Source organism: Actinoplanes sp. NBRC 101535 (assembly GCF_030269225.1).
Lineage (GTDB): Bacteria > Actinomycetota > Actinomycetes > Mycobacteriales > Micromonosporaceae > Actinoplanes > Actinoplanes rectilineatus.
Genome location: NZ_BSSY01000001.1, coordinates 403159 through 419895 on the forward strand (window position 1 = coordinate 403159; position 16737 = coordinate 419895).

General features: G+C 69.8%; 18 protein-coding genes. 10 read left to right on the top strand and 8 right to left on the bottom strand.

The window, feature by feature from the left end:
• The first annotated feature begins 15 nt into the window (after window positions 1-15).
• Entirely contained in the window at window positions 16-300 is a 285-nt protein-coding gene (locus QSK32_RS01765) for a putative quinol monooxygenase (RefSeq protein WP_245674266.1), read from the top strand.
• 66 nt (window positions 301-366) lie between these two features.
• Here the strand turns inward: QSK32_RS01765 and QSK32_RS01770 are convergent, their stop codons facing one another.
• Both QSK32_RS01770 and QSK32_RS01775 read right to left on the bottom strand, forming a co-directional pair.
• Window positions 367-1554, bottom strand: coding sequence for a fatty acid desaturase family protein (locus tag QSK32_RS01770; protein ID WP_211275578.1), 1188 nt, complete (start codon window positions 1552-1554; stop codon window positions 367-369).
• A 42-nt stretch (window positions 1555-1596) separates the two neighbouring features.
• Window positions 1597-2709 carry a ferredoxin reductase gene (locus tag QSK32_RS01775; RefSeq protein ID WP_285471034.1) on the bottom strand — a complete coding sequence of 371 codons (1113 nt, stop codon included), beginning with the start codon at window positions 2707-2709 and terminating at the stop codon, window positions 1597-1599.
• A gap of 149 nt (window positions 2710-2858) precedes the next feature.
• Here QSK32_RS01775 and QSK32_RS01780 point away from each other — a divergent pair, with 149 nt between their 5' ends.
• From QSK32_RS01780 to QSK32_RS01815, 8 genes are all read left to right on the top strand, one after another.
• Window positions 2859-3980, top strand: coding sequence for a PucR family transcriptional regulator (locus QSK32_RS01780; RefSeq protein ID WP_245674267.1), 1122 nt, complete (start codon window positions 2859-2861; stop codon window positions 3978-3980).
• 64 nt (window positions 3981-4044) lie between these two features.
• Window positions 4045-4743 carry a YqeB family protein gene (locus QSK32_RS01785; protein ID WP_285471035.1) on the top strand — a complete coding sequence of 233 codons (699 nt, stop codon included), beginning with the start codon at window positions 4045-4047 and terminating at the stop codon, window positions 4741-4743.
• Entirely contained in the window at window positions 4740-6038 is a 1299-nt protein-coding gene (locus tag QSK32_RS01790) for a sensor histidine kinase (protein WP_285471036.1), read from the top strand. Before QSK32_RS01785 ends, QSK32_RS01790 begins: the two co-directional genes overlap by 4 nt.
• Window positions 6017-6745 carry a response regulator transcription factor gene (locus QSK32_RS01795; RefSeq protein ID WP_083449576.1) on the top strand — a complete coding sequence of 243 codons (729 nt, stop codon included), beginning with the start codon at window positions 6017-6019 and terminating at the stop codon, window positions 6743-6745. The genes QSK32_RS01790 and QSK32_RS01795 overlap by 22 nt, the downstream gene beginning before the upstream one ends.
• A gap of 154 nt (window positions 6746-6899) precedes the next feature.
• A complete protein-coding gene (locus tag QSK32_RS01800) occupies window positions 6900-7883 on the top strand; it encodes a methionine ABC transporter ATP-binding protein (RefSeq protein ID WP_045747012.1) in 984 nt (327 codons plus the stop codon).
• Window positions 7880-8536 (top strand): methionine ABC transporter permease, encoded by a 657-nt coding sequence (locus QSK32_RS01805; protein ID WP_045747013.1) that lies wholly within the window; start codon window positions 7880-7882, stop codon window positions 8534-8536. Before QSK32_RS01800 ends, QSK32_RS01805 begins: the two co-directional genes overlap by 4 nt.
• A gap of 73 nt (window positions 8537-8609) precedes the next feature.
• Window positions 8610-9434: a MetQ/NlpA family ABC transporter substrate-binding protein gene (locus tag QSK32_RS01810; RefSeq protein ID WP_045747014.1), complete on the top strand. Its 825-nt coding sequence runs from the start codon at window positions 8610-8612 to the stop codon at window positions 9432-9434.
• Window positions 9435-9520: 86 nt separating this feature from the next.
• Window positions 9521-9688 (top strand): hypothetical protein, encoded by a 168-nt coding sequence (locus tag QSK32_RS01815; protein ID WP_157411473.1) that lies wholly within the window; start codon window positions 9521-9523, stop codon window positions 9686-9688.
• A 155-nt stretch (window positions 9689-9843) separates the two neighbouring features.
• Here QSK32_RS01815 and ald read toward each other — a convergent pair whose 3' ends face one another.
• Window positions 9844-10959 carry an alanine dehydrogenase gene (gene ald, locus QSK32_RS01820; protein ID WP_045747015.1) on the bottom strand — a complete coding sequence of 372 codons (1116 nt, stop codon included), beginning with the start codon at window positions 10957-10959 and terminating at the stop codon, window positions 9844-9846.
• A gap of 162 nt (window positions 10960-11121) precedes the next feature.
• On the opposite strand from ald, the gene QSK32_RS01825 reads away from it, so the two are divergent.
• Window positions 11122-11589, top strand: a complete 468-nt coding sequence (locus QSK32_RS01825; RefSeq protein ID WP_045747016.1) for an Lrp/AsnC family transcriptional regulator — start codon at window positions 11122-11124, stop codon at window positions 11587-11589.
• Between the two features lie 269 nt (window positions 11590-11858).
• Here QSK32_RS01825 and QSK32_RS01830 read toward each other — a convergent pair whose 3' ends face one another.
• The 5 genes from QSK32_RS01830 to QSK32_RS01850 are packed head-to-tail and all read right to left on the bottom strand — an operon-like array spanning window position 11859 to window position 16715.
• Window positions 11859-12560 carry a hypothetical protein gene (locus QSK32_RS01830; RefSeq protein ID WP_285471037.1) on the bottom strand — a complete coding sequence of 234 codons (702 nt, stop codon included), beginning with the start codon at window positions 12558-12560 and terminating at the stop codon, window positions 11859-11861.
• The gene (locus QSK32_RS01835; protein ID WP_157411474.1) at window positions 12557-13393 is read right to left on the bottom strand and encodes a carbohydrate ABC transporter permease; all 837 of its coding nucleotides are present in this window, start codon (window positions 13391-13393) and stop codon (window positions 12557-12559) included. Before QSK32_RS01835 ends, QSK32_RS01830 begins: the two co-directional genes overlap by 4 nt.
• Entirely contained in the window at window positions 13393-14370 is a 978-nt protein-coding gene (locus tag QSK32_RS01840) for a carbohydrate ABC transporter permease (protein ID WP_045747035.1), read from the bottom strand. Before QSK32_RS01840 ends, QSK32_RS01835 begins: the two co-directional genes overlap by 1 nt.
• Window positions 14371-14375: 5 nt before the next feature.
• Entirely contained in the window at window positions 14376-15680 is a 1305-nt protein-coding gene (locus QSK32_RS01845; RefSeq protein WP_045747018.1) for an ABC transporter substrate-binding protein, read from the bottom strand.
• Window positions 15681-15689: 9 nt separating this feature from the next.
• On the bottom strand, window positions 15690-16715 hold the full coding sequence (locus QSK32_RS01850) for a LacI family DNA-binding transcriptional regulator (RefSeq protein ID WP_045747036.1): 1026 nt from the start codon (window positions 16713-16715) through the stop codon (window positions 15690-15692).
• Window positions 16716-16737: the final 22 nt, after the last annotated feature.

Genomic DNA, 16737 nt, shown 5'->3' on the forward strand with positions numbered 1-16737 from the left:
GGCTACAACGGTTCGATGCGGACCAAGCCTGGGCATCGCGACGAGGTGCTGGCGATCCTGCTCAGCGGATCCGAGGGGCTGCGCGCGGCGGGCTGCCACCTGTACGTGGTGGGCGTCTCGGACACCGACGACCAGACGATCTGGGTCAACGAGGTGTGGGAGAGCCGGGAGCATCACGCCGCGTCGCTGCAGCTTCCCGCGACGAGGGCGGCCATCGCGGCGGCGATGCCGATGCTGACCGGCGAGTTCACCTCGCAGGAGTTCACCGTGCGCGGAGGCTTGGGCGTTCCGGCAGTGTGACACGGCGATCCCCGCGGTCCGCGAGAGCCGCGGACCGCGGGGAGCCGTTGACGGGGCCCGGACGGATCAGACCGTGGCCGGCTCCTTGGCCGGGACGGGACGCGGCGGGATCGAGTGGTCGATCTCGTTGGCCGGCGTCCGGTTCGGCAGGGCCAGGCGGAACACCTTCGCCCACGCCGACGCCACCTGCACCACCAGCGGGCCGGTGACGTAGTTCAGCTTGTACTCGGCGAACAGCTCCCGGATCTTCGGGGCGATGGCCGCGTACTGGCTGGACGGCAGGTCGGGGAAGAGGTGGTGCTCGATCTGGTGCGACAGGTTGCCGGTCATGGTGTGCATCAGCTTGCTGCCGGAGATGTTGGCCGAGCCGAGCATCTGCCGCAGGTACCACTCGCCGCGGGTCTCGTCGGTGATCGAGGTGCGCTCGAAGGTCTCGACGTCCTTCGGGAAGTGACCGCACATGATGACCGAGTGCGTCCACAGGTTGCGGACCACGTTGGCGACCGCGTTGGCGGCCAGGGTGCCGAAGAAGGCGCCGAGCGGGTTGCCGGCGGCCAGGCCGACCGGGACGGCCAGTGCCGGGTGCACCAGGTAGTCACGGGTGAACTGCCGGCGGATCTTGTGCATGACCTGGCGGGCGCGGGCCCGGAACTCCGGGTTGTTGCGGCGCTTCTTGGTCTTGAGGTTGCGGCCCAGTTCGAGGTCGTACGCCGCGATGCCGTACTCGAAGAAGACGGCGTTGATGAAGTTGTAGAGCGGCTGGCCCAGGTGCGCCTTCGTCCAGCGCTGCTGCTCGTCCACGCGCATGATGCCGTAGCCGAGGTCGTTGTCGCGGCCGACCACGTTGGTGTACTTGTGGTGCAGCTCGTTGTGCGAGTGCTTCCACTGCTCGGCGGGGGAGACCGAGTCCCACTCCCAGGTGGTCGAGTGGATCTTCGGGTCGCGCATGAAGTCGTACTGGCCGTGCAGGATGTTGTGCCCGATCTCCATGTTCTCCAGGATCTTGGAGATGGAGAGGCCGACGGTGCCGAGGATCCAGGCCGGCGGGAAGACCGAGAAGAGGAGCACGCCGCGGCTGGCCAGCTCGAGCCGCCGCTGGATCTTGATCATGCGGCGGATGTGGGCCGCGTCCTTCTCGCCGCGCACGGCGAGGAACTCGTCCCGGATGGCGTCGAGCCGGCGGCCGATCTCTTCGATGTCTTCGGCCGAGAGGTGAGCGATCGGGTTGACTTCCTTGCGCTGCAGCGTCGTCACGGGCGTACCTCTTCTGTTTCTCGAATGGGGGTGCGGGGGGTCTCAGGCGCCGAGCCGGCAGGGCCCGGCGGCGGCCGAGATACAGGTCTGTACGAGGACGGAGTCGCCGTCCACCTCGGTGGCGGTGGTGATGGTGCCGTCGCGCATGTCACGCACGATGCCCTCACGCATCGGCACCACGCACTTGAAGCAGATGCCCATCCGGCAGCCGGACTTCATCAGCTGGCCGGCGGCCTCGCCGGCCTCCAGGATCGACATGCTGCCGGGGTTGTCCACGACCGTGCCGGACTTCTCGAAGGTCACCGTGCCGCCGTCGCCGGCCACCAGCACGGTCGGGCGGAACCGCTCGACGTGCAGCCGGTCCGCGGCGTCCGCGTCGGCCCAGTGCTCCTGCAGGTCGTCGAGCATGGTGCCGGGACCGCAGGCCCAGGTCTCCCGCTCGAACAGGTCGGGCACCAGTTCCTCCACGTCGGCCGGTTTGAGCCGGCCGTCGGCGCTGGTGTGCCGCTCGATCAGGCGGATGCGGCCCTGGGCGGCCAGGTCGCGCAGCTCGGCGCCGAAGACGACATCCTCGGCGGTCTTGGCGGAGTGCACCACCACGACGTCGGGCATCTCATGCAGGGTGCTGCGCAGCATGCCCATCACCGGGGTGACGCCGCTGCCGGCCGTGAGGAACAGGGCCTTCGCGGGCCGCGGACGGGGTAGCGTGAAGTCACCGGTGGGCAGGTCGAGGTGCAGGATCATGCCGCGCTCGGCCTGCGACTGGAGGTAGGAGCTGACCACGCCGCCGGCCACCGCGTTGACGGTGATGGTGAACTTTCCGTCGGAGCGGCCGGCCGCGCTGCTCACCGAGTACGCCCGCCAGAGCCGGACGCCGTCGACGTCCACGCCGACGCGGATGTACTGTCCCGCCTCGTGCGGTTCCCAGCCGCGACCGGGCCGCAGCTCGAGGGTCACCGCGTTCGGGGTCTCCCGGCGTACAGCCTCGACCCGGGCGCGCAGCACGGTGGGGTTGCGCAGCGGCGCGATCACGTCGAGGTAGTCGGCGGGGATCACCGGCGTCGTGATCAGCTCGACCACGCGCCAGGCTCCGTTGCGCAACGTCCGGGTATCAGGCACGTGTCCAAGCCTGCTGGTTCTCGCGGGCGAAAGCATGACCAGGGGAAGTGAATCCGAGGGGGCATAATTGTTCGCTGGGAACAAGAGTCATGAGAATGTGAGGACCACGGGTGAAAAAACCGTCATTACGCGACGTGCGGTCCTATCGCATTCCACGTGAAGTGGTCGACCCGCTACGCTCCGGATTGTCCGAGGTCTCCGGGCTGGCGATCGCGGCGATCACCGAGGAGGTGCCGGCATACGCCGAGGCGTTCGCCGGTGAACTGGGCCCCAAAATCGAACGGGCGGTCCGGGCCGCCCTCGCCACCTTCCTGAACCTGGTGTCGCGCCCGGGCGCCGATCCGGGCAGCCCGCTGTCGTCGGCGCTGGAGGCGGCGTACGCGCTGGGCCGGGGTGAGGCCCGATCGGGCCGCAGCCTGGACGCGCTGCTCGCGGCCTACCGGGTCGGCGCCCGGGTGGCCTGGCGGGAACTCGCCCGGACCAGCGTCGGCACCGGGCAGAGCGCGGAGACCATCGCCGACTTCGCCGAACTGGTCTTCGCCTACATCGACGAGCTCTCCGCGGCAAGCGTCGCCGGGCACGCCGACGAAGTCGCCGCCTCCGGCCGGGTTCGGCAGCGCCGCCTGCAGGAACTCACCCAGGCACTGATCTCCGGCGAGGCCGCGCACGTCGTGCAGGGCGCCGCCGAGCAGGCCGAGTGGACACCACCGCAGTCTCTCACCGCGATACTGCTCCCGGAACGGGCCGCGCGCTGGGTGATCGACCTTCTCGACCGGCGCACCCTGCATCTCGCCGACGCGGTCCCGGAGCTGCCCGGCATGACGGTGCTGCTGGTGCCGGACCCGCAGGGCACGTCCCGGCCGCACCTGACCCGGCTGCTCGCCGGGCACAGCGCGATCGTCGGCCCGGCCCGGCCCTGGCTGGAGGCGCAGGGCTCGGTCGACCGGGTGCTGCGGGTGCGCCGGCTGATCCCGGCGACGGAGAGCGGCCGTGTGATCGACACCGAGGACCACCTGGCCGCGGTGGTGGTCACCGCGGACACCGGCGCGCTCGCCGACCTGCGGGCCTGGGCGCTCGCCCCGCTCGACGGCGAGCGCGGCGCGGCCGCCGCCAAGCTGATCGAGACGTTGCGCAGCTGGCTGCTGCACCAGGGACGGCGCGAGGATGTGGCCGCCGAGCTGTTCGTGCACCCGCAGACGGTCCGGTACCGGATGGCCCGACTGCGTGAGCTCTACGGTGAGAAGCTGAAGGACCCGCAGTGGGTGATGGCTCTGACGATCGCCCTGGCGGTCCCGGCCGATACTTAAGTATCGGCCGGACCCTTCTTTGGCAGCTGTCGGCGATGGTGCCGGTCCGCCTAGCGTCATCGCCATGGACGACACCTCCTCCCGGCAGCCGGCGGTCCTCGGCCACTCCCGGCCCGACCTTCTCCTGATCCTGCTCGGCCCGGAGCTGCTCGGTGTGCTGATCGCGGTGGTGGTGCCACCACTCGCCCGCTGGGCGCTGAGCTGGGGGACCGCACTGCCGGTCAAGGTGCTCTTCCGGCTGGCCGGGCAGATCGACACCGGATGGAAGGTCGCGATCCAGGCGGTGATCCTCGTCGTGGTCGGCGCGCTGGTCAGCGTCGAGATCCTGCGGCGCTCGTCGCGCATCACGGTGGCCGGCGACACGGTGCGGCTGGAGACCGACGGCACCCGGCAGACGCTGGAGCGCGAGCGGGTCGGCGCCCTGTTCCGCGAGGGTTCCGCGCTGGTGGTGCTGGACACCGAGTCCCGTCAGGTGTTCCGGGGCGAGCCACAGGCGCGGGCCGCGGTGGTGGAGAGTGCGTTCCGCGACTTCGGCTATCCGTGGTGCGAGGCCGATCCGTTCGCCGGGCTCTACCGGCGCTGGGAGCCGGAGGCCGGTGGGCTGCCGATGGAGGTCGAGGCGGTGCTGTCGGCGCGGGCCGTCGCACTGCGCAAAAAGGCGGGGAAGGAGGCGGGCGAGTTGCGCGACACCCTGCAGAAACTGGGGTACGCGGTGCGCGACGAGAAGGAGACACAGTTCTGGCGCCCGCTGGTCCGCTCATGATCGCCGGACTGTGGCGGGTGGTGCGCTACCGGGCGGTCGACGTCGCGGCGATCCTGATGTCCTGGTTCTGCACGCTGGTGCTGGTCGGCCAGAGCGAGGCGACCGGGCGGATCGGGCCGGACGAGGTGCTGCCGGCCATCGTGGTCGGCGGGGTGACGGCGGTTGCGATCTGGTGGCGGCGCAGCCACCCGGTGGCGATGGTGCTGGTCACCATGCCCGCGGGGCTGGTCACCGACGCGGGCGGTTACGCCGGGGCGGTGCTGCTCTACACCCTGGTCACGCTGCGGCGCGGGTGGATCGTTGCGGTCACGGTGCTGCTGGGGCTGGTGACGTCCTTCGGATTCTCGGTGCGCCGTCCCGACCCGGAGCTGGCGCCGCTCGGCGAGCTGGTGATCGGCGGTGCCCTGCTCGCGGTGACCGTCGCGGTCGGCGTGGCGGTCCGGTCCCGCCGGGAACTCGTCGGGTCGCTGCGCGAGCGGGTGGTCCGGGCCGAGGAGGCGGCGACGTTGCGGGCCGACCGGCTGCGTTCGCTCGAACGGGAGAGCCTCGCCCGGGAGATGCACGACGCCCTCGCCCACCGGATCTCCATGGTCAGCCTGCACGCGGGCGCGCTGCAGATCCGTCCCGACCTCTCCCCGGAAAAGGTAGCCGAGGCGGCGACGACGATCCGCGACAGTGCCCATCTGGCACTGGAGGACCTGCGGGAGATCCTGGGTGTGCTGCGGGCGGGCCCGGGCGACGGCCTGCGGCCGCAGCCCGATCTGGAGCACCTGCCGGAGCTGATCGCCGAAGCCCGGACAGCGGGGGTACGCATCACCGCAACGAACCACCTCGACGGCGCAGCGGTGGGTCCGTCACTGGGTCGGACGGTCTACCGGCTGGTGCAGGAGGGGTTGACCAACGCCGGCAAGCACGCCCCGGGCGAGCCGGTGACCGTGCTGCTGGAGCGAGTCTCCGAGGGTGACGAGCTGCACGTGCTGGTGACCAACCCCCTGCCGTCGCCGTCGACCGACCCATCCCGTGTTCCGCATGCCCGTCCGCCTCGTGGTGCGGGCGACGGCGCGGCCCCTGTGCCGACCGTCGGCCTGCCCGATGTCCGGCGTTCCGGCGGTTCCCTGGTTCCGGGCGCGGGAGCGGGACTGGTCGGACTGACCGAGCGGGTCGCGTTGCTCGGCGGCCGCCTGCGTCACGGCGTGCGTGCGTGTCCGGGCAGTGGTGTGGGGAGTGGCGCGGGAAACGGGGGCGAGGGCGGGCTTCGGTTTCGCCTGGAAGCATGGCTGCCGTGGCCGAGCTGATCCGAGTGTTGATCGTGGACGACGACCCGCTGGTGCGGGTGGGGCTGTCGCTGGTGCTGGGGGCGGGGGCCGATCTGCAGGTGATCGGGGAGGCCGGTGACGGGCGGGAGGCGGTCGACGCGGTGCGGCGGCTGCGGCCGGACGTCGTGCTGATGGACATCCGGATGCCGCGGATGGACGGGCTGGCCGCCACCGAGGAGCTGCGCCGGGACGGACCGCATCCGGCGATCGTGGTGCTGACCACGTTCGACACTGATGAGCACCTGCTCGGGGCGTTGCGCCGGGGTGCGAACGGGTTCCTGCTCAAGGACATCGCGCCCACCGCGATCCTGGACGCGGTGCGGCGGGCCGCGGCCGGTGAGTCGATCCTGGCGCCGTCGGTGGTGCCCCGGCTGATCGACCACGCGGTGCGGCGTGAAGAAGCCGCGGCCTGGGACGACACGCCCGTCAACGAGGACGCACGCGGCAGGGGCGGCACCGCGGAGCGGGAGCGGGCTGTTCAGGCGGCTGCGGCACTCGGGCGGCTCACCGAGCGGGAGCGGGAGGTGGCCGAGGCGGTGGCCACCGGGCGGTCGAACGCGGAGATCAGTAGTGAGCTTCACATGAGCGTGCCGACGGTCAAGGCGTATGTGTCCCGTTTGCTGGACAAACTCGGTTGTGCCAACCGGGTGCAGGTGGCGATTCTGGTGCACGAATCGCATCATTGATTTCCGGCGCGAGTCCGGGAACGTTACGAAACTCGTGAGGGTCGTTACATCGAGTGGCGTGGCGGCTGTGCGAACGATAGGTTCACCCTGTGCAAAACCCATCAACTCAGTAGGTTTTGCGACGCTAGTCACTACGGCTGACCAGGGTGTTCACGTGATCGAAATCAGCGGACTTCGCAAGACGTACCGCGCCAAACGGGGGGATGTCGTCGCTGTCGACGGCGTTGACCTGCACGTCGGCGAGGGCGAGGTCTTCGGTGTGCTCGGGCGCAGCGGCGCCGGCAAGAGCACGCTGCTGCGGTGCGTCAACATGCTGGAGCGTCCGGATGCCGGGACGGTCACCGTCGATGGTGTGGAGCTCACCACCCTGCGCCGCAAGCAGTTGCGTCTCGCCCGGCACGGGATCGGGATGATCCACCAGCATTTCGCGTTGTTGTCGTCGCGGACGGTCGCCGCCAACGTCGCCTTCGCGCTGGAGGTCACCGGCACCCCGCGGGCCGAACGCAAGACCCGGGTCGCCGAACTGCTCGAGCTCGTCGGGCTCAGCGATCGTGCTGAGGCGTACCCCGCTCAGCTCTCCGGCGGCCAGAAACAGCGGGTCGGCATCGCCCGGGCACTCGCCGCGCGGCCCAAGGTGCTGCTCTCCGACGAGGCCACCTCCGCACTCGACCCGGAGACCACCGAGTCGATCCTGCGGCTGCTGCTCGACCTCAACAGGCGGCTCGGCCTGACCATCCTGCTGATCACCCACGAGATGACCGTGGTGAAGCGGATCTGCACGTCCGCCGCGGTGATGCGCGACGGGAGGTTCGTCGAATCCGGCACCGTCGCCGACCTGCTCCAGCAGCCCGGCTCCGAACTGGCCCGCGACCTGTTCCCGCTCGACGGCCCGGTCGCGATCCCCGGCGCCACCGTCATCGACGTCACGGTCAGCGGCGCCGACGCGGACGCCCCGATCATCGCCGACCTGGCCCGCCGGTTCGAGACCGACGTGCGGATCCTCGGCGGCGCGGTGGAGACACTCGCCACCACCCGGGCCGGCCGCTGGCGGCTCGCGCTGCTCGGCAGCCCCGACGACAACTCCAAGGCGCTGGACTTCCTGCGCGAACGCGGCGCACAGGTGGGAGTGCCGGCATGACCTGGTCCGAAGTCTTTCCGCTGCTCGGCCCGGCCACCCAGCAGACCCTGTGGATGGTCGGGATGTCGTCGCTGTTCACCGCGATCGGCGGTCTGCTGGTCGGCGTGCTCTTCATTGTCACCGAACGCGATGGTCTGCTGCCGATTGCGCCGCTGAACGCGGTTCTCGGCCTGATCGTCAACCTCGGGCGGTCGATTCCGTTCCTGATCCTGATGGTGGCGATCACCCCGTTCACCCGGCTGGTCGTGGGGGTGAGTATCGGCACGGACGCGGTGATCGTCCCGCTCACCGTCGGTGCCATCCCGTTCTTCGCCCGGATCGTCGAGTCCGCGCTGCGTGAGGTTCCCCCGGATGTCGTGTCCGCCGCGACCGCGATGGGTGCCACCCGCACCGAGATCGTCCGCAAGGTGCTGCTCCGGGAGGCCCTGCCCGGTCTGGTCTCCGGTTTCACCGTCACGGTGATCGCGATCATCGGCTATTCCGCGATGGCCGGCACGGTCGGTGGTGGTGGTCTCGGTTACCTGGCGATCAGTTACGGCTACTACCGCTTCGAGACCAACGTCATGATCGCCACGGTGGTACTGATCGTGATCATCGTGCAGATCATCCAGGCGGTGGGCGCCCTGGTCGCCCGCCGGCTGTCGCACCGCTAGCCACTTTTCGGGACCTTCTACCGGGTCCCGCCCGTCTCAATTCCTCTATCACCGATCAAGGAAAGGTAATTTCATGCGCCGCCGCTCCTTCGCCGCTGTCCTGGCCGCCTCCACCCTCGTCCTGGGACTGGCCGCCTGTGGCTCCTCCTCCGACGACGAGGCGGCCGCTTCCTCCGACACCATCAAGGTCGGTGTGAGCCCGGTTCCGCACGGCGAGATCCTCAAGTACGTGGCCGACAACCTGGCCGCCGCCGAGGGCCTGAAGATCGAGATCGTCGAGTTCGACGACTACGTGCAGCCGAACGTCGCCCTGCAGGAGAAGCAGCTCGACGCCAACTACTTCCAGCACATCCCGTACCTGGAGGAGGAGATCGCCTCCAAGGGGTACAAGTTCACCGCGCTCAAGCCGGTGCACATCGAGCCCCTCGGCATCTACTCCAAGACGGTCAAGAGCCTGGCCGAGGTGCCGGACAAGGGCGTCGTGGCGATCCCGAACGACCCGTCGAACTCGGGTCGCGCGCTGAACCTGCTGGCCAAGAACGGTCTGATCACGCTGAAGGACGGTGTCGGCGTCAAGGCCACCACCACCGACATCGCGACCAACCCGAAGAACCTCGACATCAAGGCCCTGGACGCCGCGCAGCTCCCGCGCAGCCTCGAGGACACCGCGATCTCGGTGATCAACGGCAACTACGCGATCGAGACCGGTCTCAAGCCGGCCACCGACTCGCTGGCGCTGGAGACCGGTGACGACAACCCGTACGCGAACCTGGTCGTGGTGCGGTCCGGCGACGAGACCAACGAGAAGGTCGTCAAGCTGGAGAAGCTGCTCCACTCCGACGAGGTGAAGAAGTTCATCACCGACAAGTACCAGGGCTCGGTTCTCGCCGCGTTCTGATCCGACGTCGCGCAAGGCGGCGGCCGCCACCGGGGGCCGCCGCTTTTCGGCTGTTCAGGAGTGCCGCGGAAGCGCATACTCGGCCCATGAAGACCAAGGACGAGGCGGCCCGTGAGCGGGCCCAGCGGTTCGGCACCCTGCCGGCGCGGATCCTCCCCGAGGAGACGTCCGGTGACGTCGACACCCGGCATCACGAGGAGCTCGAGGTGGGCTTCCAGAACCACACCGAGCGGATGCTGCATTACGCAGCGTAAACGGCGGTCCGAAGGGCGGCAGCCTCGGACGGGAGCGCCTGCCCGAGGCGGTCACCCGGATCCTGACGCCGACGGTCGCCACCACGCACGGAACGGCGTCGACGGAGGGGTGCGCCCTCCGCCGGGTGAAGGACGGAGGGCGCCACGAGGTCGTCTCAGGCGAGGATCGTGGCGATCTTCTCGGTGGGGAGACCGAGAGCCGAGCCGACCGAGTCGTTGGTGAGGATCCCGTCGTGAACGTTCAGGCCCAGCGCCAGCGCCGGGTCGGCGCGCAGCGCGTCCCGCCAGCCGAGGTCGGCGAGGCGCAACGCGTACGGCAGGGTGGCGTTGGTCAGGGCATAGGTGGAGGTGTTCGGCACCGCGCCCGGCATGTTCGCCACGCAGTAGAACACCGATCCGTGCACCAGGTATGTCGGGTCCTGGTGGGTGGTGGGGCGGGAGTCCTCGAAACAGCCGCCCTGGTCGATGGCGATGTCGACCAGCACCGAACCGGGTTTCATCCGGCGGACCAGGTCGTTGCTGACCAGTGTCGGCGCCTTCGCCCCGGGCACCAGCACCGCGCCGATCACCAAGTCGGCGTCGAGCAGCGACTGTTCGAGCGCGTACGCGCTGGACACCAGGGTCTTCACCCGGCCGCCGAAGCGGGCGTCGATCTCGCGCAGGCGGGGGATGCTCAGATCGAGAACGGTCACGTCGGCGCCCATGCCCAGGGCGATGGTGGCCGCGTTCACCCCGGACACCCCGCCGCCGATCACGGTGACCTGGGCCGGTGCCACGCCGGGCACGCCGCCCGGGAGCATGCCGCGGCCGCCGCTGCTGCGCATCAGGCTGTACGCGCCGACCTGCGGGGCGAGCCGTCCGGCGACCTCCGACATCGGGGCGAGCAGCGGCAGGGAACCGTCGGCGAGCTGCACCGTCTCGTACGCGATGGCGGTCGTCCCGCTGGTGAGCAGGGCTTTGGTGCCGTCGGCGTCGGCCGCCAGGTGCAGGTAGGTGAACAGCACCTGCCCGGCCCGGAGCCGGTGGTACTCCTCGGCGATCGGCTCCTTCACCTTGAGCACCATGTCCGCGGCGCCCCACACGCTGTCGGCGTCCGGGGCGATCGTCGCGCCGGCCGCGACGTAGTCGTCGTCGCTGATCGCCGAGCCCGTGCCGGCCCCGGCCTGTACCAGCACCTCGTGTCCGTGGCGTACCGCCTCGACGACTCCGGCCGGAGTGATCGCCACACGGTATTCGTGGTTCTTGACCTCTGTAGGCACACCGATGCGCATGGTTCTTCCTCTCGACCGCGTCGTCAACAGCGCCTGTCGATAAAGCGTCGTCTACAGCGCCTGTCGATAGACTGGAACGATATGCAGTGATCAAGCAAGGCGGACGAACATGATTCTGTTGTTAACGTCCGGTGCGCCGATTCTGCGATGATGGGGCCTGTGATGACCGACCTGCCGAAGGATGTTCGCGGGCTCGACCCGATCGACCTGGAGCTGCTGAGCCTGCTCGCGGCCGACGGCCGGATGCCGAACAACGCGCTCGCCGACCGGGTCGGCATCGCCCCGTCCACCTGCCTGACCCGGGTGCGCCGGCTGCGCGAGATCGGTGCGATCCGCGGGTTCCACGCGGACGTCGACCCGGCCTGGATCGGCCGCCCGATCCAGGCGATGATCGCGGTCCGGATCCGGTCGGAGTCCCGCGAGACGATCGGCCGGTTCGCGGCGTCGCTGGCCGGCATCCCCGCGGTCCGCGACGTCTACTTCGTCTCCGGCTCCTACGACTTCCTGCTGCACGTCGCCGCGGTCGATGTGGACGATCTCCGGTCGGTGATCACCGACCGGCTCAGTGGCACCGGCCTGATCGCCGGCACCGAGACGTACCTGATCTTCGAGCACCGCCGGGGCAGCTGAACCCGTCGGCGGTTACCCGGTCCTCCGGCCACCGCTTCGTCCGGGACAGCGAACCGCCGCCCGCGAACACGTGGGCGGCGGCTCGCCGGACTGGGGGCGTTCGGCGGATCGGGGGCGTTCGCCGGACTGGGGGCGTTCGGCGGATCGGGGGCGTTCGGCGGATCGGGGGTGCTCGGCGGATCGGGGGCGCTCGGCGGATCGGGGGCGCGAGAACGCGCCGCGGGTCACGGGACTCACGTCAGGCGTACCCGATGACGGTGATCGTGTTTCTAATCGGTGGCCAGACGGTCGGTGATGACGTGCACGGCGAACAGGTGGAAGCCCACCACCAGCGGAAGCGTCGCCGGCACGGTCAGCGCCAGGAAGAACGCCAATGCTCCGGCCAGTGCCGTCCCGCCCGCGGCCGCCGGACGTTCGATCGCCCAGTGGCCGGCGTCGCGCCACGGCAGTTCCGGGTCGCGGCCGACCGCCACCAGGACCAGCGTTCCCAGGCCGGCCACGAACCCGGCGGCCGCGGCGGTGAGCACGAACAGCGGCTGACCGCCCGGCACCCAGCCGCGACCGACCGCGATCAGGTCGATCAGGATCGCGGCCGTCAGCACCAGCACCGGCAGCCCCGGCAGCAGGGTGCGCCGGAACAACCGCAGCAGCGGGCGCACCGGTGGCAGCGTGCCCTGGTGGTAGCGGTGCCGGACCGCCGCCGAACCGGACGCCACCGCCGCCGGCGCGGTCAGCACCGGCAGCGCGGCGACGGTGACCAGGATGCCGATCAGGGCCAGGTCGGCGCCGAGGGCGAAACGTTCCCGCCAGTCCGGCCGGTGCCGGGCGGGCTCCTCCTGCGGCCAGTGGAGGCCGTCGGAACGGCCGGGGTGGCCCGGGCCCGGATTACGGGGCATGTCGGTGCCCGGGTCGGGGAACGGCACCGCACGGTTCAGGTCGGCGGCCGGCGCGAACCGGCGGGGCGGTGTCATCCCTTCAGGCCCGACGTGTTGATGCCCTCGACGAGCAGCCGCTGGAAGGCGACGAAGAAGAGGAACACCGGGGCCAGCGACAGCACCGACATGGCGAACATCGGGCCCACCGCGGACTGGCCGCTGGAGTCGATGAACAGGGTCAGCGCGACCGGGGCGGTGTACTTCTCCAGGTCGGAGAGGTAGACCAGTTGGCGGAAGAAGTCGTTCCAGGTCCAGATGAACGAGAAGATCGCCGTGGAGACCAGGGCCGGGCGCGACAGCGGCAGGATGACGTGCCGGAACACACCGTACGCCGTGCAGCCGTCGATCTTCGCGGCGTCGTCCAGTTCGCGGGGGATGCCACGCATGAACTGGACCATCAGGAAGACGAAGAACGCCTCGGTGGCCAGCAGTTGCGGGACGATCAGCGGGGCGTACGGCCATTCGCCGCCGACCCATCCGAACGTCTTGAACATGACGAACTGCGGCACGATCAGCACGTGGCCGGGCAGCAGCAACGTTCCGATCATGATGGCGAACCAGAAGCCGCGGAGCCGGAACTTCAGCCGGGCGAAGGCGTACGCCGCCAGCAGGCAGGACACCCCGTTCGCCACCACGGTGAGGACCGCGACCATCGCGCTGTTGAGGAAGAACCGTCCGAACGCGACGTCGAAGTGTCCCCAGCCGTCGGTGTAGTTGCCCGGCGTGAACGCCTCCGGGAACACCGACATGTTGTTCAGGACCTCTTCCGGGGCCTTGAACGAGCTGCCGAGCATCCACAGCAGGGGGTAGAGCACGATCGCGGCCAGCAGTACCAGCACGACCGGTCGTGACAGCCTGCGCAGGGGCATCAGTCGTCTCCGTCCGAGTAGTGCACCCAGAACCGGCCGGTGCGGAAGATGACCGCGGTGACCAGGCCGATGGAGAGCAGGAAGACCCAGGCCATCGCGGACGCGTAGCCCATCTGGTATTCGGTGAAGCCCTTGATGTAGAGGTGCAGCGTGTACATCAGGGTCGAGTCGACCGGTCCGCCGGTGCCGCCGGAGAGCACGAACGCCGAGGTGAAGCCCTGGAACCCGTTGATCGTCTCGAGGACCAGGTTGAAGAAGATCACCGGCGAGAGGATCGGCAGGGTCACCGCGAAGAACTGCCGGACCGGACCGGCGCCGTCGACCGAGGCCGCCTCGTAGAGCTCCACCGGAACCTGTTTGAGACCGGCCAGGAAGATCACCATCGGGGCGCCGAACTGCCAGACGGCCAGCAGGATCAGGGTGCCGAGCGCCCAGTCCGGGTCGTTCACCCAGGCCTTGCCGGTGATGCCGAACCAGCTCAGGAACGAGTTGAACGCCCCGTCGCGGTTGAACATGTTGACCCAGACGATGGCCAGGGCCACGCTGCCGCCGAGCAGCGACGGCAGGTAGAAGAGCCCGCGGAACAGGCCGGCCCCGCGGAAACCCCGGTTGAGCAGCAGCGCGACGCCGAGCGCGGCGGCCAGTTTGAGAGGGGTGGCGATCAGCGCGAACACCACCGTCACCCGGACCGCGTGCCAGAACGCCGGGTCGGCGGTGAACATCTGCCGGTAGTTGTCCAGGCCCACCCATCGGGTGGACTCCCAGTCGCTGAGCACGTCGTAGTTGGTGAAACTCAGGTACAGCGACATCAGCATCGGGATGGCCGTGATGGCGGCCAGCCCGAGCAGCCAGGGTGAGAGGAAGACGTAGCCGGCCGTCCCGTCGGTCCCGCGCCGGGCGGGCCGGGCCCGCCGCCGGTGGGCGGCGGGCCCGGCGGGCGGCCGGGGCGGTGAGGACCGGGCCGTGGTGACTGCCACCGGACTCACCGGCTGATCGCGGCCTGGCTGGCGGCGAAGAACTGCTGGGCGGCCTGGGCCGGGGTGGCCCGGTCGTACTGGGTCTCCTCGGCGGCCTTCTTCAGTTCCTCCCGGATCGTGCTGTGGCCCTTCGGCGGCACCGAGGGCGCCGGCCCGTAGTTCTTGGACAGCTCGGCGATGACGTCGATGGTCTGCTTCATCGACGCGTTGTCGGTCTCGGCCGACACCGAGGTGCGGATGTCGGTGTTCGGCGGCAGGCCCCGGTCGGTGCCGAGGATCTTGCCGGCCTCCGGGTCGTTCGACAGGAAGTTGATCACGTCGACCGCGACGTCCTTGTCCTTCGCGCCGCGGAACACCGAGTAGTACATCGAGGCGCGCGGCCACTGCTTGCTGGCGTCACCCGGGTACGCGACCACGCCGAGCTCGTCCTTGGTGTTCTTCTGCAGCTCGGGCATCTGGTTGGCCCACACCCACGAGGTGAGCGCCTTGTTGGTGACCACCAGTTGCTTGGTGACGTCGGTGGCGTTGCCCTCGTGGATCACGTCGGCGGTCGGGGTGGCCTTGGCGTCGCGGGCGCCCTTCCACAGCTCGAACCAGGCCTGCACGTCCTGGACGGTGAAGCCCAGCTGGTTGCCGTTGTACATCTCCTTGCCCTGCTGGCGCAGCCACACCCAGAACGCCTTGTAGTCGGCGCTCGGGTCCATGGTGCCCGGCACACCGGTCGCCGCCCCGGCCGTCTTCGCCCAGGCGATGAAGTCCTCCCAGCTCATCCCGGTCTTCGGCAGCTCCTGCTTGGCGGTCTCCAGCTTCGTCTTGTTGAAGACCAGACCCTGGGTGTTCTCGCCGGAGGCCAGGCCGGCCAGTTTGCCGTCGACCACGCCGTACTTCAACAGGCCCTCGGGGAACTTCGAGGTGTCCAGCTTGCCGGACGACTGGTACGGGGTGAGGTCGAGCGTGACGTTGCGCGTCGCGTACTCGGCCAGGAAGTTGTCGTCGATCTGGAAGATGTCCGGAGCGTCGTCGCCGGCGGTCAGTGTCGCCAGCTTGTCGAAGTAGCCCTGGTTGGCCTGCCAGGTCTTCTTGAACGTGACCTCGGGGTGCTTCTGCGTGTAGAGGGCGAGGGCCTGCTCGGTGAGCTGGGCGCGGGCCTCGCCGCCCCACCAGAAGAAGCTCAGTTCGACCTTGCCGTCGTCGCCCGCGTCGTCGCCACCGCAGCCGCCGAGGGCCAGGGGGAGGGCGAGCATTCCGGCGATCAGGCCGCGCAGTAGGCGGCGCCGGGGAAGGGGACTGTGTGATCGGGGTGCGGTCATGGGACTTCGTCACTCCTTGACGTGTGCGGCGACCTCAGCGGTGAGCGCAGCGGCCGGGCTGTGTGGCCCGGGACCGGTGGAGTTGCGAATGATCAAGGTGGTCTGGAGGGTGACCTGGCCGGTGGCACCGCCGTCGCCGTGCTGCAGCAGCATGTCGACGGCCGCGCGACCGGCGGCGGCGGTCGGGTTCGCCACGGTGGTGAGCCGTGGGCGGACCAGACCGGCGTAGGCGATGTCGTCGATGCCGACGACGCTGATCCGTCCGGGGACCGCGACACCGCGGTCCTGGAGTGCCTGGAGCAGACCGATCGCCATCAGGTCGTTGTAGGCCAGCACGGCGGTCGCGCCGGTGCCGAGAACCGCCTCGGCGGACGCCGCGCCGGCCTCCTCGACCGGTTGGTGCGGGCCGAGCACGGTGAGATCCGCGCCGGCCGCGCGGGCGGTTGCCCCGGCGGCCCGGCGGATCTCCCGGTTGGTCCACGAGCCCCGCGGCCCGGCCAGGTAGACCAGGTGACGGTGGCCCAGGCCGAGCAGGTGACGCACGGCCTCGCGGGCACCCTGCCCGACGTCCATGACCACGGCCGGCAAGCCGGTGATCATGCGGTTGACGACGACCAGCGGCACCTCGCGGCGCAACTGCTCGATCTGGTCGTCGCTCATCCGGGGACTGCAGAGCAGGATCCCGTCGACCTGCTTGGCCAGGGCCTGCACCAGATCGGCCTCGACGCTCGGATCCTCGTCGGTGTCGGCGACGAAGACGTGGTAGTCGCGCCGCCGGGCGTGGGTCTCGGCCGCCTTGATCAGGGGCGGGAAGAAGGGATTCGCGATGTCGGCCACGATCAGGCCGATGTTGTGCGTGCGTCCGGTGATCAGCGCCCGGGCCGCCCGATTGGGACGGTAACCGAGCTGTTCCGCGGTGGCCAGCACCCGGGAGCGGGTCTCGGGGTTGACCAGATGCGGGGCGGAGAAGGTGCGCGACACCGTGGAGATGTGCACTCCGGACGCTTTTGCGACGTCCCGGATCGTCACCGCCACGATGTCCTCCAATGTGTGACCC